Origin of the sequence: Acidovorax sp. SUPP950, assembly GCF_030158935.1 — a bacterium.
Taxonomy (GTDB): domain Bacteria; phylum Pseudomonadota; class Gammaproteobacteria; order Burkholderiales; family Burkholderiaceae_C; genus Paracidovorax.
Genome location: NZ_BQXE01000001.1, coordinates 1,927,215 through 1,953,118, shown reverse-complemented (window position 1 = coordinate 1,953,118; position 25,904 = coordinate 1,927,215). Strand labels below are relative to the sequence as shown.

At 69.5% G+C, this 25,904-nt stretch carries 24 protein-coding genes; 15 read left to right on the top strand and 9 right to left on the bottom strand.

Annotation, left to right across the window (positions count from 1 at the left end):
• The 7 genes from AVME950_RS08990 to AVME950_RS08960 all read right to left on the bottom strand — a co-directional run bounded on the left by AVME950_RS08990 (position 1) and on the right by AVME950_RS08960 (position 7,299).
• Complete coding sequence (locus AVME950_RS08990; protein WP_284429494.1) at positions 1 to 894, bottom strand: carbohydrate ABC transporter permease; 894 nt, start codon at positions 892 to 894, stop codon at positions 1 to 3.
• Positions 881 to 1,795 (bottom strand): carbohydrate ABC transporter permease, encoded by a 915-nt coding sequence (locus AVME950_RS08985; RefSeq protein WP_284429493.1) that lies wholly within the window; start codon positions 1,793 to 1,795, stop codon positions 881 to 883. The genes AVME950_RS08990 and AVME950_RS08985 overlap by 14 nt, the downstream gene beginning before the upstream one ends.
• A gap of 7 nt (positions 1,796 to 1,802) precedes the next feature.
• Positions 1,803 to 3,134 (bottom strand): ABC transporter substrate-binding protein, encoded by a 1,332-nt coding sequence (locus AVME950_RS08980; protein ID WP_284429492.1) that lies wholly within the window; start codon positions 3,132 to 3,134, stop codon positions 1,803 to 1,805.
• Positions 3,135 to 3,152: 18 nt separating this feature from the next.
• Positions 3,153 to 4,109, bottom strand: a complete 957-nt coding sequence (locus AVME950_RS08975; RefSeq protein ID WP_284429491.1) for a TauD/TfdA dioxygenase family protein — start codon at positions 4,107 to 4,109, stop codon at positions 3,153 to 3,155.
• A 158-nt stretch (positions 4,110 to 4,267) separates the two neighbouring features.
• A complete protein-coding gene (gene eutC, locus AVME950_RS08970; protein WP_284429490.1) occupies positions 4,268 to 5,098 on the bottom strand; it encodes an ethanolamine ammonia-lyase subunit EutC in 831 nt (276 codons plus the stop codon).
• Entirely contained in the window at positions 5,098 to 6,495 is a 1,398-nt protein-coding gene (locus AVME950_RS08965) for an ethanolamine ammonia-lyase subunit EutB (RefSeq protein ID WP_284429489.1), read from the bottom strand. The genes eutC and AVME950_RS08965 overlap by 1 nt, the downstream gene beginning before the upstream one ends.
• A gap of 27 nt (positions 6,496 to 6,522) precedes the next feature.
• The gene (locus AVME950_RS08960) at positions 6,523 to 7,299 is read right to left on the bottom strand and encodes a DeoR/GlpR family DNA-binding transcription regulator (protein ID WP_284405254.1); all 777 of its coding nucleotides are present in this window, start codon (positions 7,297 to 7,299) and stop codon (positions 6,523 to 6,525) included.
• Positions 7,300 to 7,708: 409 nt separating this feature from the next.
• Between AVME950_RS08960 and AVME950_RS08955 the strand changes: the two genes are divergently transcribed.
• The 10 genes from AVME950_RS08955 to AVME950_RS08910 all read left to right on the top strand — a co-directional run bounded on the left by AVME950_RS08955 (position 7,709) and on the right by AVME950_RS08910 (position 16,856).
• Complete coding sequence (locus AVME950_RS08955; protein ID WP_284429488.1) at positions 7,709 to 8,641, top strand: TauD/TfdA dioxygenase family protein; 933 nt, start codon at positions 7,709 to 7,711, stop codon at positions 8,639 to 8,641.
• A gap of 71 nt (positions 8,642 to 8,712) precedes the next feature.
• Complete coding sequence (locus tag AVME950_RS08950; protein ID WP_487090798.1) at positions 8,713 to 9,762, top strand: ABC transporter substrate-binding protein; 1,050 nt, start codon at positions 8,713 to 8,715, stop codon at positions 9,760 to 9,762.
• Between the two features lie 8 nt (positions 9,763 to 9,770).
• Positions 9,771 to 10,763: an ABC transporter ATP-binding protein gene (locus AVME950_RS08945; protein WP_284429487.1), complete on the top strand. Its 993-nt coding sequence runs from the start codon at positions 9,771 to 9,773 to the stop codon at positions 10,761 to 10,763.
• Complete coding sequence (locus tag AVME950_RS08940) at positions 10,760 to 11,668, top strand: ABC transporter permease (RefSeq protein WP_284429486.1); 909 nt, start codon at positions 10,760 to 10,762, stop codon at positions 11,666 to 11,668. The genes AVME950_RS08945 and AVME950_RS08940 overlap by 4 nt, the downstream gene beginning before the upstream one ends.
• 115 nt (positions 11,669 to 11,783) lie before the next feature.
• Positions 11,784 to 11,978, top strand: a complete 195-nt coding sequence (locus tag AVME950_RS08935) for a DUF2905 domain-containing protein (RefSeq protein WP_272549218.1) — start codon at positions 11,784 to 11,786, stop codon at positions 11,976 to 11,978.
• Positions 11,979 to 12,072: 94 nt separating this feature from the next.
• Positions 12,073 to 12,975 carry an amino acid ABC transporter substrate-binding protein gene (locus AVME950_RS08930; RefSeq protein ID WP_284429485.1) on the top strand — a complete coding sequence of 301 codons (903 nt, stop codon included), beginning with the start codon at positions 12,073 to 12,075 and terminating at the stop codon, positions 12,973 to 12,975.
• A gap of 149 nt (positions 12,976 to 13,124) precedes the next feature.
• Positions 13,125 to 14,060: an ROK family protein gene (locus AVME950_RS08925; RefSeq protein ID WP_272567180.1), complete on the top strand. Its 936-nt coding sequence runs from the start codon at positions 13,125 to 13,127 to the stop codon at positions 14,058 to 14,060.
• Positions 14,061 to 14,210: 150 nt separating this feature from the next.
• Positions 14,211 to 15,089: a diaminopimelate epimerase gene (gene dapF, locus AVME950_RS08920; RefSeq protein WP_284429484.1), complete on the top strand. Its 879-nt coding sequence runs from the start codon at positions 14,211 to 14,213 to the stop codon at positions 15,087 to 15,089.
• Positions 15,086 to 15,781, top strand: a complete 696-nt coding sequence (locus AVME950_RS08915; RefSeq protein WP_284429483.1) for a DUF484 family protein — start codon at positions 15,086 to 15,088, stop codon at positions 15,779 to 15,781. Before dapF ends, AVME950_RS08915 begins: the two co-directional genes overlap by 4 nt.
• Before the next feature lie 67 nt (positions 15,782 to 15,848).
• Complete coding sequence (locus AVME950_RS08910) at positions 15,849 to 16,856, top strand: tyrosine-type recombinase/integrase (protein ID WP_284429482.1); 1,008 nt, start codon at positions 15,849 to 15,851, stop codon at positions 16,854 to 16,856.
• A gap of 48 nt (positions 16,857 to 16,904) precedes the next feature.
• Here AVME950_RS08910 and AVME950_RS08905 read toward each other — a convergent pair whose 3' ends face one another.
• A complete protein-coding gene (locus AVME950_RS08905; RefSeq protein WP_284429481.1) occupies positions 16,905 to 18,509 on the bottom strand; it encodes a methyl-accepting chemotaxis protein in 1,605 nt (534 codons plus the stop codon).
• Positions 18,510 to 18,726: 217 nt separating this feature from the next.
• On the opposite strand from AVME950_RS08905, the gene AVME950_RS08900 reads away from it, so the two are divergent.
• Positions 18,727 to 19,908 (top strand): class I SAM-dependent rRNA methyltransferase, encoded by a 1,182-nt coding sequence (locus tag AVME950_RS08900; protein WP_284429480.1) that lies wholly within the window; start codon positions 18,727 to 18,729, stop codon positions 19,906 to 19,908.
• A gap of 10 nt (positions 19,909 to 19,918) precedes the next feature.
• Here AVME950_RS08900 and AVME950_RS08895 read toward each other — a convergent pair whose 3' ends face one another.
• Positions 19,919 to 21,223, bottom strand: coding sequence for a sensor domain-containing diguanylate cyclase (locus tag AVME950_RS08895; RefSeq protein ID WP_284429479.1), 1,305 nt, complete (start codon positions 21,221 to 21,223; stop codon positions 19,919 to 19,921).
• 208 nt (positions 21,224 to 21,431) lie between these two features.
• Here AVME950_RS08895 and AVME950_RS08890 point away from each other — a divergent pair, with 208 nt between their 5' ends.
• The 4 genes from AVME950_RS08890 (at position 21,432) to hslV (ending at position 25,862) form a co-directional block, all read left to right on the top strand.
• Positions 21,432 to 22,514: a CobW family GTP-binding protein gene (locus AVME950_RS08890; protein ID WP_284429478.1), complete on the top strand. Its 1,083-nt coding sequence runs from the start codon at positions 21,432 to 21,434 to the stop codon at positions 22,512 to 22,514.
• Positions 22,515 to 22,689: 175 nt separating this feature from the next.
• Positions 22,690 to 23,427, top strand: a complete 738-nt coding sequence (gene dksA / locus AVME950_RS08885) for an RNA polymerase-binding protein DksA (protein WP_272567197.1) — start codon at positions 22,690 to 22,692, stop codon at positions 23,425 to 23,427.
• 54 nt (positions 23,428 to 23,481) lie between these two features.
• Positions 23,482 to 25,206 (top strand): STAS domain-containing protein, encoded by a 1,725-nt coding sequence (locus AVME950_RS08880; protein WP_284429477.1) that lies wholly within the window; start codon positions 23,482 to 23,484, stop codon positions 25,204 to 25,206.
• Positions 25,207 to 25,316: 110 nt separating this feature from the next.
• On the top strand, positions 25,317 to 25,862 hold the full coding sequence (gene hslV / locus AVME950_RS08875; RefSeq protein WP_272567200.1) for an ATP-dependent protease subunit HslV: 546 nt from the start codon (positions 25,317 to 25,319) through the stop codon (positions 25,860 to 25,862).
• Positions 25,863 to 25,904 lie beyond the last annotated feature (42 nt).

The window sequence follows — 25,904 nt, the reverse complement described above, 5'->3', positions numbered from 1 at the left end:
TCAGTCCTTGACGCCGCCGGCCGTGAGCCCGCGCACGAGGTAGGTGCGCACGAGCACCGTGAAGATCACCACCGGAAACATCACCAGCGTGCCGCTCGCGGCGATCTTGGTCCACTCCCAGCCTTCGTACTGCAGGAAGTTGACGATGGCCACCGGGGCGGTGATGGCATTCGTGCGCGTGAGGATCAGCGCGTAGAAGAAGTCGTTCCAAGAGAAGATGAAGCACAGCACGGCGGTGGCCGCCAGCCCGGGGGCCGCCAGCGGCAGCGTGATGCGCCAGAAGGCCTGCCAGACGCCGCAGCCGTCGATGTAGGCCGCCTCTTCGAGCGCGGTGGGCACCGCTTCGAAGAAGGTCTGCATCAGCCAGATCACGATCGCCAGGTTGAAGGTGAGATAGACGATGGCCAGGCCCACGATGGTGTCCTGCAGGCCGAGCCAGCGGTAGGCCAGGAAGAACGGGATGGTGAAGGCGATGGGCGGCGCCATGCGCGTCACCAGGATCCACAGGGCCACCTGGCGCCGCCACCGGAACTGCCAGCGCGTGAGTGCATAGGCGGCCGGCACGCCGATCAGCAGCGACAGGCCGGTGGACAGGGTGCTGACCGCCAGGCTGTTCCAGAACGACTTGAGGAAGTTGCCCTGCAGCAGGCTGCGAAAGCCCTCCAGCGTGGGCGTGAAGAGCAGGCGGTCCTCGAAGATGTCCGCGCTGGGCCGGAAGGCCAGCTGCACCAGCCACAGGAAGGGGAACATCACCACCAGCAGCAGAGCGACGGCCACGAGGCCGCGCGCGTGGCGGCGCAGCCAGCCGGCGCGCCGTGCATCTGGCAAGGGCAGCGCGGCAGGGGGCGGTGTGAACGTGGAGGGCAGGGGCAGGGCGGCTTCAGCGTTTGTCATGGTCGTTCCATCCGAGGCGGCCCACCAGCCAGCTGAGCGCGAACACGCCCGCGAGAATCACCATCGCGATGGCGCTGGCATAGCCCCAGTAGGAGAAATTGAAGGCCTGGATGAAGCCGTAGTAGTTGGTCACCTCGGTCACCGTGCCCGGGCCGCCATCGGTCAGCACGTAGATCAGCGGAAAGGCCTTGAAGCTGTCGATCAGTCGGAACAGGCCGCACACCACCAGCACCGGCCGCAGGTAGGGCAGCACGATGTACCGGAACAGTTGCCAGCGGTTGGCGCCGTCCAGGCTCGCGGCCTCCAGCGGGTCGTCCGGCACCATCTGCAGCGTGGCCAGCACCATCAGCAGGGTGAACGGAAACCACTGCCAGGTGTCGGCGACGGAGATGGCCCACAGGGCCGTGTCGGGGTTGGCGATCAGCGAGCGCACCGGCAGGCCCACCGCCTCCAGCGCGCGGTGCAGCGGGCTCACGTCGGGCGTGTACAGGATCTTCCAGATCAGCGCCACCACGATGGGCGGCAGCACCATGGGGATCAGGAACGCCGTGCGCGTGGCGCCCAGCAGCTTGGAGCGCCCGTTGAGCAGCAGCGCCAGGCCCAGCCCCACGCCCAGTTGCAGCGCCACGCTGGAGACCGACAGCTGCAGCTGCGTGGCGATGGAGCGCAGAAAGCGCGTGTCCTGCAGCAGGTGGCGGTAGTTCACCAGCGGGTCGTCGAAGCGGAAGGTGCCGGCCGCGTCGGTGAGGCTCAGGGGCGTGAAGCTCGTCACCAGCAGCGCCGTGGCCGGCGCCAGCGTGATGACCAGCAGCACGGCCAGCGACGGCAGCAGGCCCCACAGGAAGGCGCGGCGGCGCGCCGCTGTCCAGCCGAGGCCGGGACGCAGGGTCAAGGTGCTCACTGCTGGCTCACAGCTTCAGCCCGGCGCGCTGGAGCTCGGTGATCGACTGCGCCTGCGCCTGCTGCAGCGCCTGCCGGGCGCTGGCCTGGCCGGAGGCGATCAGCGCGATCGCCTTGTTGAGCTGCTGGTCCACCTGCGGGTAGACCGATACCGTGCGGTACTTCATGTGCCCGGTCTTGGAGGCCAGCTCGATCGAGTCAAGTGCCAGTTGTGCCAGGTCGTTGCCGTTGATGACCTGCCTGGCGCGGAACTCCCTGGAGTCGATGTCAGAGCGGCGTGCCGGCGAGCCGTAGCCAGCCAGCACCGCTTTGCGCGTAGTCTGTTTGGACAGCGCCCACTGGATGAAGGCCCACGCGGCCTCCTTGTTCTTCGACCCCGTCGGAATGCCCAGGCCATGCACGGCCGTGCCCGGAAAGCGCCCTGCAGGCCCCTTGGGCACCTGGCCGAACTGCAGCGTCTTCAAGGTCTTGCTGGAGGCAGGGTCCCCCAGCTGCGCCAGATGCAACTGCCCCGCATCGGTGAAATTGACGCGGCCGAGCTTGAGCGCCTGGGTCACCTGGTCGGGCGTGTAGGTGATGGCACCGTCGGGCCCGAACTCTCGCAGCAGGCTGGCGTAGTACCCGGCCGCTGCGATGGCTTCGGGCGTGTCCAGCGTGGGGTACAGGTCGTCCGGTGCCTTGCGGAACACGTCGCCGCCGAAGGCGTGCAGATAGGGCACGAAGGTCCAGCCGTAGTGGCTGTCGGACACGAAGCCCGCCACGCGCTCCTTCTTGTTCACGGCGCGCAGCACCTTCACCAGGTCGTCCGTGGTGTCCGGGTAGGCCAGGCCGGCCTGCTGCACCAGGTCGAATCGCGAGGAGGCTGACAGCAGCGCCTCGGCCGTCCAGGGGATGCCGTAGAGCTTGCCGTCCTTGCCGGTCTCGGGCGCGCGGGCGCCGGGCAAAAAGTCGTTCACGTCCCAGTCGACGGGCGTGAGGTTGAGGTTCCTGATGAAATCGTCGAGCGGCGTGAGCCAGCCCGAGTGGATCCATCGGCTAGAGTAGATGAAGGTCACATTGACCACGTCGTAGGCCGAGCCTTTGGTGGACAGCTCCAGGTCGGCACGCTGGTTGTAGACCGGGAACGAGGGCGTGTCGAAGTTCACCCTGGCGCCCGTGAGCGACTCGAACTCGGGCAGGTACTGCTGCAGCAGCTTGGGGTAGGCCGCGCTGAAGGTCGAGACATTCAGGGTCACGCCCTGGAACTTCTTCGCACCGCTCTGCGCCTTCGCAAAGCCGGGCAGCAGGGCGGTGGCGCCCAGGGCCGATGCGGCCTGGAGCCACTGGCGTCGTTGGGTCATGTCGATGGCTCCGTGGCGTCAGGCGGTCGCGGTAATGACGCTGTCGATCTGCGCGTCGTTGGTGGCTTCGGGCCGCACGCGGGTGCGGCTGCGGCGCCCATCCACCGCCACGGCGGGCTCGCCGTGTACCGTGACGCGGCGCACCACGCGGGCCTGCGTGCCGTAGTCGTTGATCGCGAAATGCTGCGTCGCCCGGTTGTCCCAGATCGCCACGTCGTCCTGCTGCCACTGCCAGCGCACGGTGTTCTCCAGGCGGACCACGCGGTTTTGCAGGATCTCGAAGAGGCGTGCCGATTCGGTGCTGGAAAAGCCCGCGATCTTCTTGACGAAGTGGCCCAGCAGCAGCGCGCGCTCGCCCGACACGGGGTGCACGTGCACCACGGGGTGCTCGGCCTCGAACACGGAGGACACGAACACCTTGCGGTGGTGGTTCAGCCGTTCCTCCTCGACCACCACGCGCTCGGCGCCGTAGTCGTAGTCGTTGCTGTGTACGGCCCACAGGCCGTCCGCCAGGCGCTGGAGATCTTCGGGCAGGCGGGCATAGGCCGCGGCCGTGTTGGCCCACACCGTGTCGCCGCCGTAGGCCGGAATGGTCACGCCGCGCAGGATGCCGTACTTGGGGAATGCGTCGATGAAGGTCACGTCGGTGTGCCACGAATCGGCACGGCCACCGCCCTTGGAGGCGTCGAGTTCGAAGATGCGCGTGCCCGTGGGCGAGGGCACCGTGGGATGGGCCACGGTCTTGCCCAGGCGCGCGCCGAACGCCTGGTGCGCGGCATCGTCCAGGTGCGCCTGGCCGCGGAAGAACAGCACCTTGTGGCGCACCAGCGCGGCGGTGAGGTCGGCGATGGTCGCGTCGTCCAGTTCCCCCGACAGCTGGAGGCCGAGCACTTCACCGCCCAGGCTACCCGCCACGCGGCGGATGCGCAGGTTTCCAAAGGACGTATCGAACCGGGATGGGGATGTTTCGCTCACGGGCAGGCTCCAGCGGGGAAGGGGTGATGGCCCGATTCTGGAGACCGCCATGGCGGACGCGAAGCGACCAAATCGGATATGCAAGCGACCCGAACATCGGGCCATATCCATAGGCCGAAAAGATGGAAGGGCGCTGCCGGCCCGTTACCCGTTACCCGTTACCCGTCGGTCAGCGTGCCCTTGGCCGGTGCGGCGTCCAGGGTGGCTGCATCGCTGCGGTCCTTGAGCCCGATGCCGGTGAGCCCCAGGCGCCGGGCCTCCTGGCACAGCCACCACAGACGCGCTGCCGCCGCGGCCGGTGCCAGCCCTTCGTGCCGCACGTTGGAGATGCAGTTGCGCTGCGCATCGCTGCGGCCCACCTGCGGATGCCAGGTGAGGTAGATGCCCAGGCTGTCGGGCGAACTCAGGCCCGGGCGTTCGCCGATCAGCACCGCCACCAGGCGTGCGCCCAGCAGTGTGCCCACCTCGTCGCCCAGCGCCACGCGCGCCTGCGTGGCAATGACCAAAGGGCCGATGCGCCAGCCCTGCGGTGCCGTGCCCAGAATGGCGTGCACCAGCGGCGCGGCATGGCGTTCCACGGCCAGGGACGAGAGGCCATCGGCCACCACCAGCAGCAGGTCGCATCCCGCCTCCGGGGTGCCGCCATCGTGCTGGCGGCCCAGGCCGCGCAGGCGCTCGGCATCGGCATCGCCCAGGCGGCGGCCGAGGTCCGGGCGCAGCAGGTAGGTGGCACGGTCGGTGGCGGCGCTGGCCACCTGCAGCGGGGTGCCGCCTGCCGGGGCGAGCTGCGTGGCCAGGCCTTCGGCATCGAGTGGCCGGTGCACGGCATCGCGTGCCTGGGCGTGGGCCATGCCGAAGTCCAGCAGTTCGCGCGTGGGGATGGCGGTGCCTGCGCGCCCCAGCGCCAGCCGCGCCGCCGTGTGGGCGCGCAGGTCGTCCCAGGGATCGGGCGGGGGGCCGGCGTCCGGGGTGGCGGGCGTGTCGGCCATCAACCGGCCCCTCCGATGTGCCGCAACTGCGCCAGCGCGGGCCGCTGCTGCGCGGCGGGCAGCAGGCGACCGGCCCCGTCGGTCAGCTGCATGCGCTGCAGCCAGGCCTCGAACTCGGGTGCGCGCCGCAGGCCCAGCACTTCGCGCAGGTACAGCGCGTCGTGGAACGAGGTGCTCTGGTAGTTGAGCATGATGTCGTCCGCACCTGGAACGCCCATGATGAAGGTCAGGCCCGCCACGCCCAGCAGCGTCATCAGCGTGTCCATGTCGTCCGAATCGGCCTCGGCATGGTTGGTGTAGCAGACGTCGCAGCCCAGCGGCACGCCCAGCAGCTTGCCGCAGAAGTGGTCTTCCAGGCCCGCGCGGATGATCTGCTTGCCGTCGTACAGGTATTCCGGCCCGATGAAGCCGACCACGGTGTTGGTGAGCAGGGGCGAGAACGCGCGCGCCACGCCGTAGGCCCGTGCCTCGCAGGTCTGCTGGTCCACGCCGTGGTGGGCGTCGGCCGACAGGGCACTGCCCTGGCCGGTCTCGAAATACATGACGTTGTCGCCCAGCGTGCCGCGCCGGAGCGACAGGGCCGCCTCGCGCGCCTCATGCAGCAGGGCCAGGTTCACGCCGAAACCGGCGTTGGCCTTTTCGGTGCCGGCGATGGACTGGAACACCAGGTCCACCGGCGCGCCCTGCTCGATCATCTGGATGGTGTGGGTCACGTGCGTGAGCACGCAGGACTGCGTGGGGATCCGCAGCGTGGCAATCACCTCGTCAAGCCGGTGCACCAGGCCTGTCAGGGCCGCGATGCTGTCCGTGGCCGGGTTGATGCCGATCACCGCGTCGCCCGCGCCGTAGAGCAGGCCGTCGATCATCGAGGCGGCGATACCGCGCAGGTCGTCCGTGGGGTGATTGGGCTGCAGCCGCACGGCCAGGTGCCCGGGCAGGCCGAGGGTGTTGCGAAAGCGCGTGGTCACCCGGCACCGGCGCGCGATGGCCACCAGGTCCTGGTTGCGCATGAGCTTGCTCACGGCCGCCGCCATCTCGGGCGTGAGGCCCGGGGCTACCGCGGTCAGCAGGGCGCTGTCCGCAGCCAGCAGCCAGTCGCGCAGCCCCCCGACGGTGAGGTGGGCGATGGGCTCGAAGGCCGCGGCATCGTGCGTGTCGATGATGAGGCGGGTGACCTCGTCGTCCTCGTAGGGCACCAGCGCTTCACTCAGGAAGCGGTCGAGCGGCACATCGGCCAGGCACATGCGCGCGGCCATGCGTTCCACCGCCGTGCTCGCCGCGATGCCCGCCAGCACGTCGCCCGACCGGGCCGGCGTGGCCTTGGCCATCACGTCGCCCAGGTCGCGGAACTGCCAGCGCTGTCCGCCGGCGGTGTGGTGGTAGCGGCTGGCGGGCATGGGGCGTCGGGGGCCTTTCGTGGACGGTCAGGCGACGATGACGTGGCTGCCGGCCGCCTGCAGCGCCGACAGGCCGGGCAGCGCGCGCGAGCCCGCATCGGTCACGATGGTATCGATCTCGGGCAGGCCTGCATACACCACGCGGCTGGCCTGGCCGATCTTGCTGTGGTCGGCCAGCACGATGAGCCGCTGCGCCTGCGCCGCCATGGCGCGGGCGATGGCCGCCTCGTGGTGGTCGAAGCTGGTGGCCCCGTGCAGGCAGTGGATGCCCACGGGCGAAAGCAGCGCCACGTCGGCGCGGTAGCGGTGGATCTCGGCCACCGTGATGTCGCCGTGCGTGGCCCGCACCCCGGGGTCGGTGCGGCCGCCCAGCAGGATGACGTCGTTGCGCGCGGGGCGGCCGGCGTCGGCCCCGGCCAGCTGGAGCGCGGCGTTCAGGCTGTTGGTCACCACCGTCATCCCCGACAGGGACGACAGCTCCGCCGCCAGGAGGGTGGTGGTGCTGCCGGCATCGAGGAACAGCGTCTGCCCCGGCTGCAGCTGCCGCAGCGCGGCGCGGGCGATGGCGCGCTTTTCGCGCTCGCGCACCGCCTGGCGCACGGCCAGCGGGGGTTCGGGCGCCGGGCCGGGCGCGACCACGCCGCCGTGCACACGGCGCAGCACGCCCTGCGCCTCCAGCTCGACAAGGTCGCGCCGCACGGTCTCGCGCGAAACGTCGAGGTCCTTCACGATGCGCTCGGTGCTCACGCGGGTGAGTGTGGCCAGCAGCGTGCGGATGCGGATGAATCGTTCTTCCTGCAGCATGTCCTGTGATCCTGTCGTGTCGATTCGTTCGCGGGTGGGGATAGCGCAGGGGCCGTGCCCGCGGTCCGGTGGTGCCGGGTGGCTCCGTTCACCCGCAGGCGCCGGTGTCCTGGAGCATCGCGAAAGAACGGGGGAGGGTGTGTGCGTGTTCCGTGCGGCCCCGGTCGATGCGATGGGGTGCATGGGTGCCCAGTGTTATCTTTTGCATGAAAGGGCACAAGCACCCAATATGCCAAGGTCAGGCGTCCGTTTCGTGACGGGTGCCAGTGCCGGGCAAGCAGTGGGGGCGCCGTGTCGATAGATGATTTTGTAGTTAGCAATGCATAAATCATTCGTTCCGGTTTGGAGGTGTGCTGAATAAAGTGGCAACCCAGAGGGCCCCGCCGGGCCCGTTCAAAGGTGGTTCACCATGTCGGCAGTTCTGTCCCACGCCCCGGTTTCCGCGACGGCCATCGCCCTGGACGATGATGCCGCGCCGCAGCCCTTCGATATCCGCCCGGTGGCCGGCGCCGCAGGCCCGCTGGGCGCCGAGGTGGTGGGCCTCGATCTGTCGCGGCCCCTCGGCGCGCAGCACTTCGACCGCATCCACCGTGCCCACCTGGCGCACCACGTGCTGGTGTTCCGCGACCAGCGCATCACCCCGCGCCAGCACATCGATTTCAGCCGCCGCTTCGGCCCGCTGCAGATCCATGTGCTGAAGAACTTCCAGCTGGCCGATCACCCCGAGATCCTGATCGTCTCCAACATCAAGGACGCCGGCGGCCAGCCCATCGGGCTGGGCGATGCGGGCCATTACTGGCATTCCGACCTGTCGTACAAGGAAAAGCCCAGCCTGGGCTCGCTGCTGCACGCGCAGGAGTTGCCCTCAGAGGGTGGCGATACGCTGTTTGCCGACCAGCACGCGGCCTACGATGCCTTGCCCCAGGCGCTCAAGAACGCCATCGCCCCGCTGCAGGCCGAGCACAGCTACCTGGCCAAGTACGAGGAGCTGCGCGCCCGCAGCCCCTGGCGCCCGAAGCTCACGCAGGCACAGATCGACGAGGTGGCGCCCGCCGTGCACCCGGTGGTGCGCACCCACCCCGAAACCGGCCGCAAGGCGCTCTTCGTGAGCGAGCACTTCACCACGCGCCTCGTCGGCCTGCCCGACGATGAAAGCCGCGCGCTGCTGGACGAACTGTTCGCCGCCAGCGTGCGGCCCGAGTTTCTGTACCGGCACCGCTGGCTGCCGCACGACCTCGTGTTCTGGGACAACCGCTCGGTCATGCACCTGGCGGCCGGCACGCCCGACAGCGAGCGCCGCAAGCTCTACCGCACCACGGTCGAGGGTGACCTGCCGTTCTGAACGGCCGCCGCCTTCGCCCCTGCGTTTCTCCCTTCCCCTTCTTCTTTGCTTCTCGCTTCTCGCGCCAGGAAATGCCCACCATGCACCAGCCTTCACGCCGCGGCATCGCCCGCCGCACCCTTGCCGCCCTGGCCGCTGCCGGCCTCATCGCCTGCGGGGTGGGGCTGCCCGCCGCTTCGCACGCGGCTGAAGGCCAGTTGCGCATCGCGCAGCAGTTCGGCGTGGTGTATCTGCTGTTGAATGTGGCGCAGGACCAGAAGCTCATCGAAAAGCACGGCAAGGCGGCGGGCATCGACATCCAGGTCGATTACCTCCAGCTGTCCGGCGGCTCGGCGGTCAACGATGCCCTGCTGTCGGGCAACATCGACATCGCAGGCGCTGGCGTGGGCCCGCTGTTCACGCTGTGGGACCGCACCAAGGGCCGCCAGAACGTGAAGGGCGTGGCCTCGCTGGGCAACTTCCCGTACTACCTGGTGAGCAACAACCCCAAGGTGAAGACGCTGGCCGACTTCACCGAGCAGGACCGCATCGCGCTGCCCGCCGTCGGCGTGTCGGTGCAGTCGCGTGTGCTGCAGATGGCCTCGGCCAAGCTCTGGGGCGACAAGGAGTTCAACCGCCTGGACAAGATCCAGGTGGCCCTGCCGCACCCCGACGCCGCCGCCGCGATCATCAAGGGCGGCACCGAGATCACGGGCCACTTCGGCAATCCGCCGTTCCAGGAACAGGAACTGGCCGGCAACCCGGCCGCGCGCATCGTGCTCAACTCCTACGACGTGCTGGGCGGGCCTTCGTCGGCCACTGTGCTGTACGCGACCGAGAAATTCCGCCGCGAGAGCCCCAAGACCTACAAGGCGTTTCTGGATGGCCTGGACGAGGCCGCCAAGTTCATCACCGCCCACCCCGAGAAGGCGGCGGACATCTACCTGCGTGTGACCGGCGCCAAGACCGACCGGGACCTGCTGCTCAAGATCATCAAGAACCCGGAAGTCCAGTTCAAGGTGAAACCCGAGAACACGCTGGGCATGGGCCAGTTCCTGCACCGCGTGGGCGCTATCAAGAACGCGCCGACCACGCTCAAGGACTATTTCTTCGAAGACGCCCACACCGCGGGCGGCAACTGAAGCGCGCCATGCGGCTGGGACCCCTTTCCCCCGCGCTGATGGAGCGCCTGGAGCCCGAGACCGGCGGCGCCGGCGGTGGCGGTGGCGTGGCCCCGGCGGCCGGACCGCTGCCCAGCCGCGCGGCGGACCCGTCGGCGCTGCTGCACGTGGAAGGCGTGAGCATCGACTACCGCACGCGCGACACCGTGGTGCGTGCCACGCACCGGGTGGATTTCCAGGTGCATGCGGCCGACCGCTTCGTGCTGCTGGGCGCTTCGGGCTGCGGCAAATCGACGCTGCTCAAGGCCATTGCAGGCTTCATCCCGCCGAGCGAAGGCCGCATCGTGCTCGACGGCCAGCCCGTCACGCGGCCGGGGCCCGACCGTGTGGTGGTGTTCCAGGAGTTCGACCAGCTGCCGCCCTGGAAGACCGTGCGCGAGAACGTCATGTTCCCGCTGCTGGCCGCACGCCGCGCCAGCCGCGCCGAGGCCGCGGAGCGCGCGGCGCTCTACCTCGACAAGGTGGGGCTGTCCCGATTCGCCGATGCGCACCCGCACCAGCTGTCCGGCGGCATGAAGCAGCGCGTGGCCATCGCCCGCGCCCTGGCCATGCAGCCGCGCGTGCTGCTGATGGACGAGCCCTTCGCTGCGCTCGATGCGCTCACGCGCCGCCGCATGCAGGAGGAACTGCTGGGGCTGTGGGACGAGTTCCGCTTCACGCTCATCTTCGTCACCCATTCCATCGAAGAAGCGCTGGTGGTGGGCAACCGCATCGCCATCCTGTCGCCGCACCCGGGGCGGCTGCGCGCCGAGGTCAACTGCCACCAGTTCGGGCTGCACAGCCTGGGCGGCACGGCTTTCCAGGCCACGGCCCAGCGCATCCACCGGCTGCTGTTCGACGAGCCGGCGCCCGGTGGCGGCGCGGCCGGGCCGGTGCAGGCCGAGGTGCAGGCGCACGAGCGGGCCGTGCCTTCCGCCGCGGCGCGGTCGATCGGCGGCCTGCCTTTCCAGATTTCCGTATGACCGCTGTCCTCACTCCTCCCGTGGATACCGCGCCCCGTGCGCGGCCCGAGCCGCCCGTGCGGTCGGAGTTCGAAGGCCCGCTCGCGCCGCTCGAAGGCATTGCGCCCCAGCAGCCGCTGCCGCTGTTCGCACGCGTTTGGCAGCAGCAGGCCGTGCGCCGGCTCGCCATCCTGGCGGTGCTGGCCGTGCTGTGGGAGCTGCTGGCGCGCTGGCAGGACAACGATCTGCTGCTGCCCACCTTCGTGCAGACCGCCCGGGCCCTGGCCGAAGGCCTGGCGTCGGGCGAGCTGCTGGCCAAGGCCGCGATCTCGCTGTCGGTGCTGCTCAAGGGCTATCTGGCCGGCATCGCGGGGGCCTTCGTGCTGACCACGCTGGCGGTGTCGACCCAGTTCGGGCGCGATCTGCTGTCCACGCTGACCGCCATGTTCAACCCGCTGCCCGCGATCGCGCTGCTGCCGCTGGCGCTGCTGTGGTTCGGCCTGGGGCAGGGCAGCCTGGTGTTCGTGCTGGTGCACTCGGTGCTGTGGCCGCTGTCGCTGGCCACCTACGCGGGCTTTCAGGGCGTGCCCGAGACCCTGCGCATGGCCGGGCGCAACTACGGCCTCACCGGCATCCGCTACGTGCTGCAGATCCTGGTGCCGGCGGCGCTGCCGTCCATCCTGTCGGGCCTGAAGATCGGCTGGGCCTTTGCCTGGCGCACGCTGATCGCCGCCGAGCTGGTCTTCGGCGCTTCGTCGGGCAAGGGGGGGCTGGGCTGGTACATCTTCCAGAACCGCAACGAGCTCTACACCGACAAGGTGTTCGCCGGCCTGGCGCTCGTGATCCTCATCGGGCTGCTGGTGGAGACGCTGGGCTTTCACACCCTGGAGCGCCTGACGGTGCGCCGCTGGGGTGTGCAGCGCTGACCGAACGGCCCGCTGCACGGGGGGGCGCGCGGGTGGGGGCCATGCCCCTGGACTTTCAGGGCCCTGGCCGGCCGATCCTAGGGCTGAAAAGCCGCAAGCCCTACACTTGCAGCCCATGTTTCGCTGGCTGATCGTCGTTTTTCTCGCGCTGGTGCTCATCAACGGCCTCACGCCGCTGCTGCAGCGCCTGGGGATGGGGCGTCTGCCGGGGGACTTCCGATTCCGTCTGTTCGGTCGCGAGTGGTTCATTCCACTCACCAGCACGCTGCTGCTCAGCGCCTTGGCGAGCCTGATCGCCAAGTGGGTGTGAGGCCCGCGCGTCGCCTGTCACGGATTTTCCATCTGCCCTTGTCACACTGGGCGCGCCCGATGTCCCGGCCGCCCCTTTGAAAGTCGTTTTTCCCATGTTCCGCTCCATCGCCCGGCTGCTGCCGCTGCTCGCCTGCGCCATCGCGCCGTTTTCCGCCATGGCCCAGGGCCCGGCCAACACCTTGCAACGCATCCAGGAAACCCATTCCATCACCCTGGGCGTTCGCGAAGCGGCCTGGCCGTTCTCGTTCCTGGACGACAAGAAGGCCCCCGCGGGCTACTCCGTGGACCTGTGCCTGGCCGCGGTCGATGAGATCAAGCGCACGCTCAAGCTCAAGGAGCTGGACGTGAAATACAAGGTGGTGAGCGGCACGGAGCGCATCCCCAAGCTGGAAGCCGGCGAGATCGATCTCGAATGCGGCTCCACCACCAACACCAAGGCGCGCCAGGATCGCGTGGCGTTCAGCAACACCGTCTTCGTGGCGGGCATCCGCGTTCTGGTGCCCAAGGGCGTCAAGATGGATGTGCTGCAGGACCTGGCTGGACTGCCCGTGGCAGTGAGCAAGGGCACGACGTCCGAGAAGCTCCTGACCCAGCTCGCCGTCAACGAGGTGAAGATGCAGCTCAAGGTGTTCGCCTCCGACACCGAGGCCTACAAGGCCTTCCAGGACGGCACCGTGCGCGCCTATGCCAACGACGATTCGCTGCTGCTCGGCATGGCCGCCAAGAACAAGGCTGCGGACAAGGTGGAGCTGAGCAAGTTCGTGCTGTCGGTGGAGCCCTACGCCATCATGATGCGCAAGGGCGATACCGAACTGGGCGCCGTGGTGGACCGCACGCTGAACCGCCTGTTCTCGAGCCGCGAGATCGACCCGCTGTACAGGAAATGGTTTGCCACCGAGCAGTTCAACCTGCCCATGGCGCGCCTGAGCCGCGAGAGCTTCAGCCGCCCGAACAAGGAGCCGGGCGTGGCGATGGTCCTGGGCTACTCCATCTGAGGCCCCTGCCAGGCGCGCCGGCGGTCGGCCCTGGCCTACATGCCGCCGCCGCCGCCCCGCCGATACTGGCGGGCAACGCCTGCGTCCGTTGACCGCCGCCGCCCTTGCGGGCCGGCCGGGCCCAGGCCCTGCACGAACGCGAGGTGGTAATGAGAGCATGCATCGACATCGGCGGCACGAAGATCGCCGTCGCCCTGGCGCCCGCGGGCACCGGCCTGGCCGAACTGGTGGCGCGCCGCACCGAGCCCACCGCCAAGACCGGCGCACCCGACGCCCTGGCCCGGCAGGCCCTGCGCATGGTGGACGAGGCCTGCGCCGAAGCGGGCATCACCCGCGCGCAATTGCAGGCCACCGGCGTCTCGGCCTGCGGCCCCTTCGCGCTGCGCGACGGCCAGGTGGAACTGGCCACCCCCAACATCTGCGGTGGCCTGGCCGGCCCCGGGCGCGACGCGCCGAACGACTGGATGCAGATCCCCCTGCAGGCGCCGCTGGCGGCCGCGCTGGGCACGGTCCATGCGCAGAACGATGCCGTCGCCGCGCTGCTCGCCGAGCGCCGCTGGGGCGCGCTGCAGGGCCTGGACCATTGCGCCTACGTGACCTGGAGCACCGGCGTGGGCGTGGGCCTGTGCGTGGACGGCCGGGTGCTGCGCGGCAAGAACGGCAACGCGGGCCATGCGGGCCACAGTTTTTCCAGCGACGGGCCGGGCGATGCCCTGTGCGGCTGCGGCAACGTGGGCGACGTGGAGTCGCTCGTGGCCGGCAGCTCGATGCCGCGCCGCTTCGGCCACGACGCCGAACAGCTGGTCGATGCGGCCAAGCGGGGCGATGCCGCCGCGCACGCCGCGGTCGCGGGCATGTGCCGCGTGCTCGGCCGCATGCTCTACAACCTGGTGGCCACGCTGGACCTGCAGCGCATCAGCCTCGGGGGCAGCGTGTTCCTGCACCACCAGGACTACCTGCTGCCGCCGCTGCAGGCCGAGGTGTCGGCGCACCTGCCGGCGCTCACGGCCGGGGTGCGGCTCGTGCCGGCCGGCCTGGGCCTGCAGGTGGGCGACTATGCGGCGCTGGCGGTGGCAAGCGGCTGAGATGGATCAGCCTTCAACCGCCTTGCTCCGTTGGTTCGTCTGGCCGGGCTCCCGCACTGTCGGCGGCTTCCCGCCGGGTGGTCCGGCGGAAGGCCAAACCGCATGAACCGTTACATGGCGGCCCGGTCGGGGGGACGATAATCCGGCCCCATGCACATCCGCTTCACCAAGATGCAGGGCGCGGGCAACGATTTCGTCGTGATCGATGAAACCCAGGGCCGCCTCGGCCTCACCGCCGCGCAGTACCGCTTCCTGGGCGACCGCCACTTCGGCGTGGGCGCCGACCAGATCCTCACCGTCCGTCCCTCGCCCGCCGAGGGCATCGACTTCGAATACGTCATCCACAACGCCGATGGCGGCGAAGTGGAGCAGTGCGGCAACGGCGCGCGCTGCTTCGCCCGCTTCGTGCGCGACAAGGGCCTGACCACCCGCGACCGCATCCGCGTGCGCACCCGCGCCGGCGACATCGCCCCCGAACTCACCCCCGACGGCCGCGTGACGGTGGACATGGGCCGCCCGGTGCTCGATCCCGCGCGCGTGCCTTTCGACACCACGGGCCTCACCCCCATCATGCAGGGTTTGGGGCAAAAATGGCCTCTGGCGCATGATTCACTAGGGCGTGACGCTATTGTTTTTGTAGCAGTCGTTTCCATGGGCAATCCGCACGCGGTGCAGCTCGTGGACGACGTGGACACCGCGCCCGTCGCGCAGACCGGGCCGCTCATCGAGCGCCATGCGCGCTTTCCGCAGCGCGTGAACGCGGGCTACCTCCAGGTCGTGGACCGCACCCGGGTGCGCCTGCGCGTGTACGAGCGCGGCGCCGGCGAGACGCTGGCCTGCGGCACGGGCGCCTGCGCCGCCGTGGTGGCGGGCATCCGCCTGGGGCTGCTCGATGCGCGCGTGGACGTGCAGACGCGTGGCGGCCTCCTCACCATCGCCTGGAGCGGCGGCGACACGGACCCGGTCTTCATGACCGGTCCCGCCACCACCGTCTTCGAAGGCCAGATCGACATTCCCGACACACCATGACCATTCCCCACAACACCCAGGTTCCCCCCATCACCGAAGACGACATCGCCGAGTTCCTGGCGCAGACGCCGGGCTTTTTCGAGCGCCACGCCGAGGTGCTGGCCAGCGTGCAGATCACCAGCCCCCACGGCCAGCGGGCCGTGAGCCTGCAGGAGCGCCAGGCCGAGATGCTGCGCGAGAAGATCAAGGGCCTGGAGCAGCGCATCATGGAAATGGTGCGCAACAGCAACGAGAACGCCGCCATCGCCCACAAGATCCACCGCTGGACGCGCGAGCTGGCCGAGGCCCGCAACCCCTCCAGCCTGCCGCACGTGGTGGAGGAGGGCATCCGCCGCCTGTTCGACGTGCCGCAGGCCGCGCTGCGCCTGTGGGACGTGGCCCCCACCTATGCCGGTGCGGCCTACGCCCAGGGCGCGAGCGAGGATGCACGGGCCTTCGCTTCGTCGCTGACCATGCCGTTCTGCGGGCCCAACCTGGGGTTCGAGCCCACGGCGTGGCTGCCCGATGCATCGCAGGTGCAGTCGCTGGCCCTGCTGCCGCTGCGCGAAGGCGCGATCGACAGCACCGAGCCGGCCTTCGGTCTGCTGGTGCTGGGCTCGGCCGATCCGCACCGCTTCGATGCCGCCATGGGCACGGATTTTCTCGCCCGCATGGCGGAGCTGGCGAGCGGCGCGCTCTCGCGCCTGCGCTGAGCGGCGACGCCGGCCCCTTGCCCGCCGGCGCCTTCTGCCCTTCATTTTTCCTGCATCGCCGCCTGCCATGACCGAACCGGTGCCCACCACCGATGCCGAGCCGGCACCGGCCGCCACCGCGCCCACCGATCCGGCGGTGCTGCGCTACCTGGAGCACGTGCGCGTGGAAAAGCGCCTGGCCGCCCGCACCCTGGCCCTGTACACGCTGGACCTGCAAAAGCTCGCCCGCTTCGCCGAAGGCGCCGGCGTGCCGCTGCTCGGGTTGACCACCGCGCACATCCGCCGCTTCGTCGCGCAGATGCACGGCGGCGGGCGCAGTGGGCGCGGCATCGCGCTCATCCTCTCGGGATGGCGCGGGTTCTTCACGTGGGCCGGGCAGCAGGGCCTGGTGCCGCACAACCCCGTGCAGGGCGTGCGGGCGCCGCGCGCGCCCAAGCCGCTGCCCAAGGCCCTGCCCGTGGACGATGCAGTGCGCCTGGCTGAGTTCGAGCACGCGGGCGGAGACCCCTGGCTGGAGGCGCGCGACGCCGCCATGGTGGAGCTGCTCTACGGCTGCGGACTGCGGGTGGGCGAGCTGGTGGGGCTGGATGCCGTGCCCGGCCCCGACACCCAGCGCCAGGGCCGCGGCTGGATCGACCTGGAGGCTGGCGAGGCGCATGTGTTCGGCAAGGGCTCCAAGCGCCGCAGCGTGCCGGTGGGCACGGCCGCCCTGGCCGCGCTGCAGGCCTGGCTGGCGCAGCGCCCGCAGCCCTTCGGCGGCGCGGCGTCGGCGCGGCTGGATGCAGCGCTGTTCGTGGGCCAGCGCGGCCAACGGCTCACGGCGCAGTCGATCTGGCTGCGCCTGCGCCAGCGCAGCCAGCAGGCGGGGCTGACCACGCCCGTGCATCCGCACATGCTGCGCCACTCGTTCGCCAGCCACCTGCTGCAGTCGAGCGGCGACCTGCGCGCGGTGCAGGAGCTGCTCGGCCACGCCAACATCACCACCACGCAGGTCTACACGCGGCTCGATTTCCAACACCTGGCCAAGGTGTATGACGCGGCCCATCCACGGGCCCGAAAAAAATCCAGCGACTGAGGGGCCGGCCGCTGGTGCCGGGCCTGGAGGCCGGCCGCCAAGGCGGGATCAGCCGCGCACCAGGCGCCGAGGGATGCGCGGGGCCGCCAGGACCGGGCGCTGGGGCAGCTTGAAGGCCGCCACCGAGGCCAGCAGTTCGCGGGCCCGGCTGCTCAGGGCGGCGGCGGCCGCGGCCATCTCCTCGACCATGGCGGCGTTGTGCTGGGTGGTCTGGTCCATCTGTGTCACGGCGCCGTTGATCTGGTCCACGCCCTCGCTCTGCTCGCGGCTGGCGGCGGTGATCTCGCCGACCAGCCCGCTCAGGCCGCCGATGCTGCTCACCACGCTGCCCATGGTGTGGCCCGCGCGGTCCACCAGGGCCGTGCCCGCGTTCACACGCTCCACGCTGGCGGTGATGAGGCCCTTGATCTCGCCGGCCGCCTGCGCCGCGCGCTGGGCCAGGTGCCGCACCTCGCCCGCCACCACGGCGAAGCCCCGGCCCTGGTTGCCGGCGCGGGCCGCTTCCACGGCGGCGTTCAGCGCCAGGATGTTGGTCTGGAAGGCGATGGCATCGATCACACCGATGATGTCCGCGATCTGGCGGCTGCTGTCGTTGATGCCGCGCATGGTCTGGATCACGTCCGACACCACCGCGCCGCCCTCGCGGGCCACGGCGGACGCGGTCTGCGCCAGCTGGTCGGCCTGCCGCGCGCTGTCGGCGTTGTGGCGCACGGTGGCGCTCAGCTGCTCCATGGACGCCGCCGTCTGCTGCAGCGCGCCGGCCTGGCCCTCGGTGCGCGCCGACAGGTCGCCGTTGCCCTGGGCGATCTGCGCGGCAGCGGCCGAGACGCTCTCGGCGCCCTCGTGGATGGCGGTCACCACGGTGGCGAGGTGGTCGCGCATGTGGCGCAGCTGCGCCATCAGGCTGGTGTCGTCGCCGGGGGCGAGGGCGATGGCCACGGTGAGGTCGCCCTGGGCCACGCTGCGCGCCAGGGCGGCGGCGGTGGCGGGCTCGGCGCCCAGTTCGCGCAGGATGCTGCGCGCCACGAGGTAGCCGAAGCCGAGCGCGGCCAGCACGCCCGCCGCCACGGCCACCACGATCCCCAGGCGGGTGTCGGCGAAGGCCACCTCGGCGGCTTCGTAGTCGGCCTGCGCCGTGTCCAGCTGCACCTGCGTGAGGGACGACAGCACCGTCTGCAGCGGGTCGAGCGCCGGGTACATCTCGCGGGCGGCGAAGGCGGTCAGCCCCGGGATGTCGCCGGCGTGCAGCAGGCCTTCGAGCCGCGCCACCGCCGCATCGGCGGCCAGTTGCAGCGGGCGAAATTGCGCGACCAGCCGGCGCTCCTCGCCGATCAGCGGGGCGGACAGGTAGGCCGACCACTGGGCGTCGATGTCCTTGCGTGCGCTGGCGATCGAGTCGAGGCCCTGGCGGGGCGTCATGGCGCCGTCGCGCACCTTGTGCGCCGTGTCCACGACGTTCACGGCATAGGCGTCCGCCACGATCTTGATCTGCTTGAGCGGCACGACACGGTCGTGATAGACCGACACGAGTGCGGCATTGGAGCCCGCCATGCCCAGCAGGCCGGCGGCGCCGACGCCGGCGGCGAGCAGGCACAGGAGGGCCAGGAGCAGGGCCAGGCGGGTGGCGACTTTCAAAGGACCGAAGTGCAGCATGTGGTGTTTTCTCCCTGAAATTGTTGGAATGCTTGGTGTTTGGATGTGCGTCTCCTGCCAGGGGGCTGGAGATGGGGTGGATGGTAGGAATCTGTGAGCGGATGTTTCTCAACAATGCTCAAATGTTGCTTTGCATCCTCCCGGCCTGGCCTCGCGCCATCGGGCCCGCGCCATGTCTTTCTCCGGGGCGGCGCACGGGCATCGCACAATCGCGGGCATGAAAACCCTACGCCTTCGACCCGGCAAAGAGCGCTCCCTGCTGCGCCGCCATCCCTGGATCTTCGAATCGGCCATCGCCAAGGGCGGCGGCGACAGCGGCGAGACCGTGCGCGTGGAGTCGCACGAGGGCCAGTTCCTCGCCTGGGCCGCGTTCAGCCCGACCTCGCGCATCCGCGCACGCGTGTGGAGCTTCGACGAAGCCCAGCGCATCGACGCTTCTTTTTTCATAGCAGCATGCCGGCGTTCCATATGCGCCAGAGGCCGATTCGGCATTGAAAGCGATGGGGTGCGCCTGGTGCATGGCGAGTCCGACGGGCTGCCCGGCCTGATCGTGGACCGCTATGGCGACACCCTGGTGGCGCAGTTCACCAGCGCCGGCACCGAGCGCTGGAAGGCCGTGATCGCCGACGCGCTGCTGCAGGAAACCGGGCTGGCGCGCCTCTACGAACGCTCCGATGCCAGCGTGCGCGGGCTGGAAGGGCTGGAGCCCGCCACCGGCTGGCTGCGCGGCGAGGGCGAGACGGGCCTGTCGATCCGCGAGCACGGCTGGCGCCTGACGCTGGACATCGCCGAAGGCCACAAGACCGGCTTCTATCTGGACCAGCGCGACAGCCGCAAGCGCTTCGCCGACGCCACGCAGCGCCTGGGCTTTCAGCGCGTGCTCAACTGCTATTGCTACACGGGCGGTTTCACCGTCGCGGCGCTCTCGGGCGGGGCGGGGCACGTGACCTCGATCGATTCGTCCGGCCCGGCGCTGGAGCGCGCCCGGGCGCACGTGGCCCTGAACGGCTTCGAGGCCGGGCGTGCGGATTTCCTCGATGCCGACGTGAACGCCTCGCTGCGGCAGTTCCTCAAGGAGGGGCGCACCTTCGACGCCATCGTGCTGGACCCGCCGAAGTTCGCGCCCACCGCCGCGCACGCCGACCGGGCCGCGCGCGCCTACAAAGATATCAACCGCCTGGCGCTGCAGCTGCTGGAGCCGGGCGGCATGCTGTACACCTTCTCGTGCTCGGGCGGCATCAGCGCCGACCTGTTCCACAAAATCGTCGCCTCGGCCGGGGCCGATGCGGGGGTGGACGGCTTCATCCTGGAGCGCCTGGGCGGCGCGCCCGACCACCCCATGACGCTGGAGTTTCCCGAGGGCGAATACCTCAAGGGCCTGGCGGTGATGCGCAAATAGCCGGCCGCGCTCAGCCGCCCGCGCCGAACACCTCGACGCGCCCGCGGCCGTTGTGCTTGGCCCGGTAGCAGGCCACGTCGGCATCGTGCAGCACCACGTCGGGGCTGTCGCTGTGGCTGGAGAAGACGCGCACCCCCACGCTGGCGCCCACGCGGAAGCGGGCGCCTTCGGCAGCGAAGTCCTGCTGGTGGATGGCCTGGACGATCTTCGCCCCCACGGCCTGCGCCTGCTGCGTCTCGCAGGCCTGCAGCACCACGACGAACTCGTCGCCGCCGATGCGCACCAGCGTGTCGGCCATGCGCACCGACTGGCGCAGCAGCACCGCCACCTGACACAGCACCTGGTCGCCCGCGCCGTGGCCCGCCGCGTCGTTCACGGCCTTGAAACCGTCCAGGTCGATGTACAGCAGGGCATGCGGCCCGGGCTGGCCGGACAGCGTCTGCACGATCGAGTGCAGCCCGCGCCGGTTCTGCAGGCCCGTGAGTGCATCGTGCAGGCTTTCCTCGCGCAACTGGTCCGTCAGCGCGCGCAGTTCGTCCTGGCGCCGCTTGTCGGTGCTGATGTCGGTGTGGAAGGCGCAGGTCTGCCCGTCGGCCATGCGGTTCATGGCCACCCGCACCCAGCGGCCGCCGGGGAGCGGCACCTCGAACGGCACCCCGGCGAAGTTCAGGCTGTCGTGCAGGGCGGCGACGATGTCTTCGGCGCGCGCCGCGTATTCGTCCGGGGCGCAGGCCGATGCCCAATGCTGGCGCACCACCTCGGCGTAGCTGCGCCCGAGTGCCGCCACCTTCGAGGGCAGGCCATACATGGCAAGAAAGTGGTCGCTCGCAAACACGATGCGCCCGTCGCCGCTTTGCACCGAGGCGCCGTCGCCCGCGTGTTCGAGCATCTGCAGCGCATCGCCGGCCGGCCGGTCGGCGGGAGGCGGTGCGGGCGCCTGGGTGGGCATGCGAAGGTTGGCCTCGGCCAGTTCCAGCCAGATGCGCACGCGGTGCCCGTCGCCCATGGAGGACGCCGCCACCCGCAGCCAGCGGCCCCGGTGCTGGAAGACGTAGGGGCGCGTCTGCTGCACGTGCCGCGCGATGCCGTCGGCCACATGGCGATCCAGGTAGCGCAGGTCGTCCGGGGCCAGGCGCTGGCGGTAGAAGCGGCGCAGGTTGTCCGCGTACGGCTCGCCGGCGTGGACGTGACCGTCGTGCTCTGGAAAGAAGCGCAGGAAGCTCTGGTTCCACAGCACGGTGCGGTGCTGGTCGTCGAAGGCGCACAGAGCGATGCCCAGGGAATCGAGCAGCGTGGCGGTCAGGCGGTAGTCCATGGCCAAAACGTATCAAAAAGCTTCTTCGATAGTCACTGTATAGCAGGCCGATGACGGTGTTGCGCTCGATGGGGGTGCTTGACAGCGCCGCTACACTGGATGATGGTCCTGCAGCCGCCTTCGCGGCCGCGCTGCAGAGGCCGGCGCGCCGTGCTTTTTCTTTCTTTCCGCGTTGCGGCACCCGCTGTTTCACCCAAGGCTTTTCTCCATGTCCCTCATTCCCGCCACCATCCTGACCGGCTTCCTGGGCTCGGGCAAGACCACGCTGCTCAAGCGCCTGCTGTCCGAGGCCCACGGCCAGAAGATCGCCGTGATCGAAAACGAATTCGGCGAAGAGAACATCGACAACGACATCCTGGTCACCGAGTCCAAGGAGCAGATCGTGCAGATGAGCAACGGCTGCATCTGCTGCACCATCCGCGAGGACCTGCGCGAGACGCTGCAGCTGCTGGCCGCCAAGAAGCGCAAGGGCCTGCTCGACTTCGACCGCATCGTGATCGAGACCACGGGTCTGGCCGACCCCGGCCCCGTGGCGCAGACCTTCTTCATGGACGAGGAGATCGCCGAGACCTACCTCATCGACTCCATCATCACCCTGGTGGACGCCAAGCACGCGCCCCAGCAGCTCAACGACCGCCAGGAAGCGCGCCGCCAGGTGGGCTTCGCCGACCAGATCTTCCTGTCCAAGACCGACCTCGTGGGCAAGGAAGAGGCCGACGCCCTGATCCACCGCCTCAAGCACATGAACCCGCGCGCGCCGATCAAGGCGGTGCATTTCGGCGAGGTGCCGCTGGCCGAGGTGCTGGACCTGCGCGGCTTCAACCTGAACGCCAAGCTCGACATCGACCCGGATTTCCTCAAGGAAGACGACCACGACCACGGGCACGACCATGGGCATGACCACCACGATCACGACCACGCGCATGGCGAGCATTGCGACCACCCCTCGCATCAGCACGGCCAGGGACATGGCCACCACCATCACCACGACGATGACGTCAAGAGCTTCGTCTACCGCGCCGAGCGCCCGTTCGACCCCGCCAAGCTGGAGGACTTCCTGGGCGCCATCGTCAACATCTATGGCCCGCGCATGCTGCGCTACAAGGGCGTGCTGAACATGAAGGGCACCGAGCGCAAGGTGATCTTCCAGGGCGTGCACCAGTTGATGGGCAGCGATCTGGGCCCGCAGTGGGCTGAGGGCGAGCAGCGCCTGAGCAAGATGGTCTTCATCGGCATCGACCTGCCCAAGGACATCTTTCTCCAAGGCCTGGGACAGTGCCTGGCCGAGTAGGACAGGACCCCGTTTGGGGCTTGCCGCACCGGCTTGTGTGATATCTGCCACTTTCCAGTTCGCGCCGGGCCTGGATCGATACAATCGCGCCCCGGTAAAACGCCGGAAGGCCTGCTACTGCCCCTGGAGCCGCGTCGCGTGCTCAGGGCCCGCCCCTACTGCGAGGAGACAGGAAGTGAAAGCCGAACCCAGCAAACCCGAGGCGGATGCCAAGGCACCCTCCAGCGGCACCGTCCGCGCGGCCGCCAAGGCGCCCGCCAAGTCCAAAGCCGCCGTGCCGGTGCCTGCCTCCGCGGGGCCGTCGAGCGAACCCGCGCGCAGTCCCCGGCCTTCTTCCCGTTTGGCCCAATTGACCGTACCATCCATGGCACCCGCGGTGGCCTCCACCGCCGCCAAAGCCAGCTATACACACACCATGCCTACGACCCTGCAACCGCAAAATTCCGTCGCGGCCGCCAAGAAAGATCCCAAGCTGGCCGGCAACTGGAAAACCAAGTCCGCCGAAGAGCTGAGCGACGCCGAAGTGCTCGCCATGCCGGACAGCGAGTACATGAACGAAAAGCAGCTGGCGTTCTTCCGCCACAAGCTGGTGCAGCTCAAGCAGGACATGCACAACAACGCCGGTGAAACCACCGAGCACCTGCGCGAAGACACCGTGGTCGTGCCCGATCCCGCCGACCGCGCCACCATCGAAGAAGAGCACGCCCTCGAACTGCGCACGCGCGACCGCGAACGCAAGCTGCTCAAGAAGATCGAGCAATCCATCGGCCGCATCGATGCGGGCGACTACGGCTACTGCGACGAGACGGGCGAGCCCATCGGCGTCGGCCGGCTGCTCGCGCGCCCCACGGCCACGCTGTCGCTGGAAGCGCAGCAGCGCCGCGAACTCAAGCAAAAGATGTTCGGGGACTGACCGGCCGATCCTGTCTCCCCTTTTTTGCGCGGCGAGCGACCTGAACCACCATCCATGAGCAAGGAAGAGTCTTCCCCCGGCCTGTTGTCCAAGATGGTTCGGTTCGTCCGCAACCCCACGGTCAACTGGACCGATCTCGACTCCATCGACGCCGACCGCGAAAGCCAGTACAGCAAGCAGATGCTCAAGGAGATGATCGAGCGCAAGCGCCGCAACGATTTCGTGCGGCGCCGGGAGTTCGATCAGTTGCGCAAGCTGCGCAAGCGCGAGGCCCTGCAGGGCCAGCGCACCGAAGACCCGACCGCGCGGCCTTCGTTCTTCCAGAGCAGCATGGCATCACCCGATGACCGGGCCGTCACGCTCAAGAAGATTGACGAGATCGAAGCGCAGATGTCCCAGCAGTGGTGGAAGAGCAAGAACACCCCCACGCCCAGCGAACTGGGCGACACCGCCCTCACCGATTCCACCATTGCCGCGGCCCACGACCGGGCCTTTGCGCCCACGGCGCCCGCCAGCCTGCCTGGCGTGCTGTCGGCCCCGACCGCCGTGCAGCCGCTGTTTTCGGGTGAGAGCCTGCTGCCCTCCGGCGCCCCCGAGGGGGCCGGCGCGGCGCCATCGCCTTCGCAGGCGGTGCCGGCAGCCGCCGCACAGGCCCCGCCACCGGCGCCCGACGTGGCGCCCGCAGAACCGGAGGAATTCGTGCACGAACCCGACCTCGAGGAAGCCGCCATCCGTTTTGCCAATGGCGACCATGCCGGCGCGGAGTCCGGCCTGCTCGAAGTGCTGGCGCAGCACGAGCAGGACGATCCCCAGCAGCAGCTGGAGATCTGGATGACGCTGTTCGACCTGTACCGCGCCATCGGGGAGCACGAGCGCTTCGATGCGCTGGCGATCGACTATGCGGCCCGGTTCAGCCGCTCGGCGCCGCTGTGGTTTTCCATGCCCGAACTGCTGGGCCTGCAGGCGCAGCCCGCGCCGGCCGCCACGGGCTTCCCGCAGCGCGAGTTCAGCTGGAACTCGCCGACCACGCTGGCCGCGCAATCGGTGGTGGCGCTGCAGGCGTCGCTCGCCCGCGCCGCCCCGCCCTGGACGCTGACCTGGTCGCGCCTGGCCGCCATCGACGAGGCCGCCGTGCCGCTGCTGGCTAACCTCTTCACGCAGTGGGCGGAGCAGGAGGTGCAGCTGACGTTCTTCGGCGTGGAGGCGCTCAACACGGTGCTGGAAGCCCGCACCCAGTCCGGAGACCGGGACACGTCGCCCGAGTGGTGGCGCTTGCGCATGGCGGCGCTGCGCCTCATGGGCCGCCCCGACGAGTTCGAACTCGTGGCACTCGACTACTGCGTGACCTACGAGGTCTCGCCGCCATCATGGATCTCGCCGCGGTGCAGTTATTCCAGCGACGACAGCGGCGCCCCGGTGCCCGCAGATGCCACGCCCTCCGATTTGCATGCCTCGGGCTACGGCGAACCCTCGTCCATGCCGGCGGGCCTGGAGAGTGCCGAGCCTTCGGCCTCGCTGTCCGGCCACATCGAAGGCGACGCGGTGCCGCTGCTGGCGCCGTTCGAGGAGCAGGTGAAGCCCGGCGCGCCGCTGATCATCGCGTGCGACCGCCTGGTGCGGGTGGACTTCGCGGCGGCCGGCTCGGTGCTCAACTGGGCGGCCGAGCAACAGGCCCAGGGCCATGCGGTCCACTTCGTCAACCTGCAGCGGCTGGTGGCGGTGTTCTTCAACGTGATCGGCGTGAACGAACACGCCTGGGTCGTTCCGCGCAAGAACTGACCCTCGGGCACAGGGCGCCGGCAGGGCGCGCTGGCCGCTCTTCATGCCCCGTGCAACGCCGTGCGCGGGGGGCGTTGCAAACCGTGCGGGCATCCCCACATGCCAACGCTATGGAACAGTTTCACGGCACCACCATCCTCAGCGTCCGCCGCCAGACGGCGGACGGCATCCAGGTCGCCATCGGCGGCGACGGCCAGGTCACCCTGGGCAACATCGTGGTCAAGGGCACCGCGCGCAAGGTGCGCAAGCTCTACCACGGCAAGGTCCTGGCGGGCTTCGCCGGGGCCACGGCCGATGCGTTCACGCTCTTTGAACGGTTCGAGGCCAAGCTGGAAAAGCACCAGGGCCACCTGACGCGCGCGGCCATCGAACTCACCAAGGACTGGCGCACCGACCGCGTCCTGCGCCGCCTGGAGGCCATGCTGGCGGTGGCCGACACCAGCGCCTCGCTGATCATCACTGGCAACGGCGACGTGCTGGAGCCCGAGCAGGGCATCGTGGCCATCGGATCGGGCGGCGCCTATGCGCACTCGGCGGCCAAGGCACTGCTGAACCACACCGAGCTCAGCGCGCAGGAAGTGGTCAAGAAGTCGCTGGAGATCGCCGGCGAATTGTGCATCTACACCAACATGAACCACACCATCGAGACGCTCTGAGCGCCCCGGCGGTTACTATTATTTTGATAGCTGTCTGCCTTA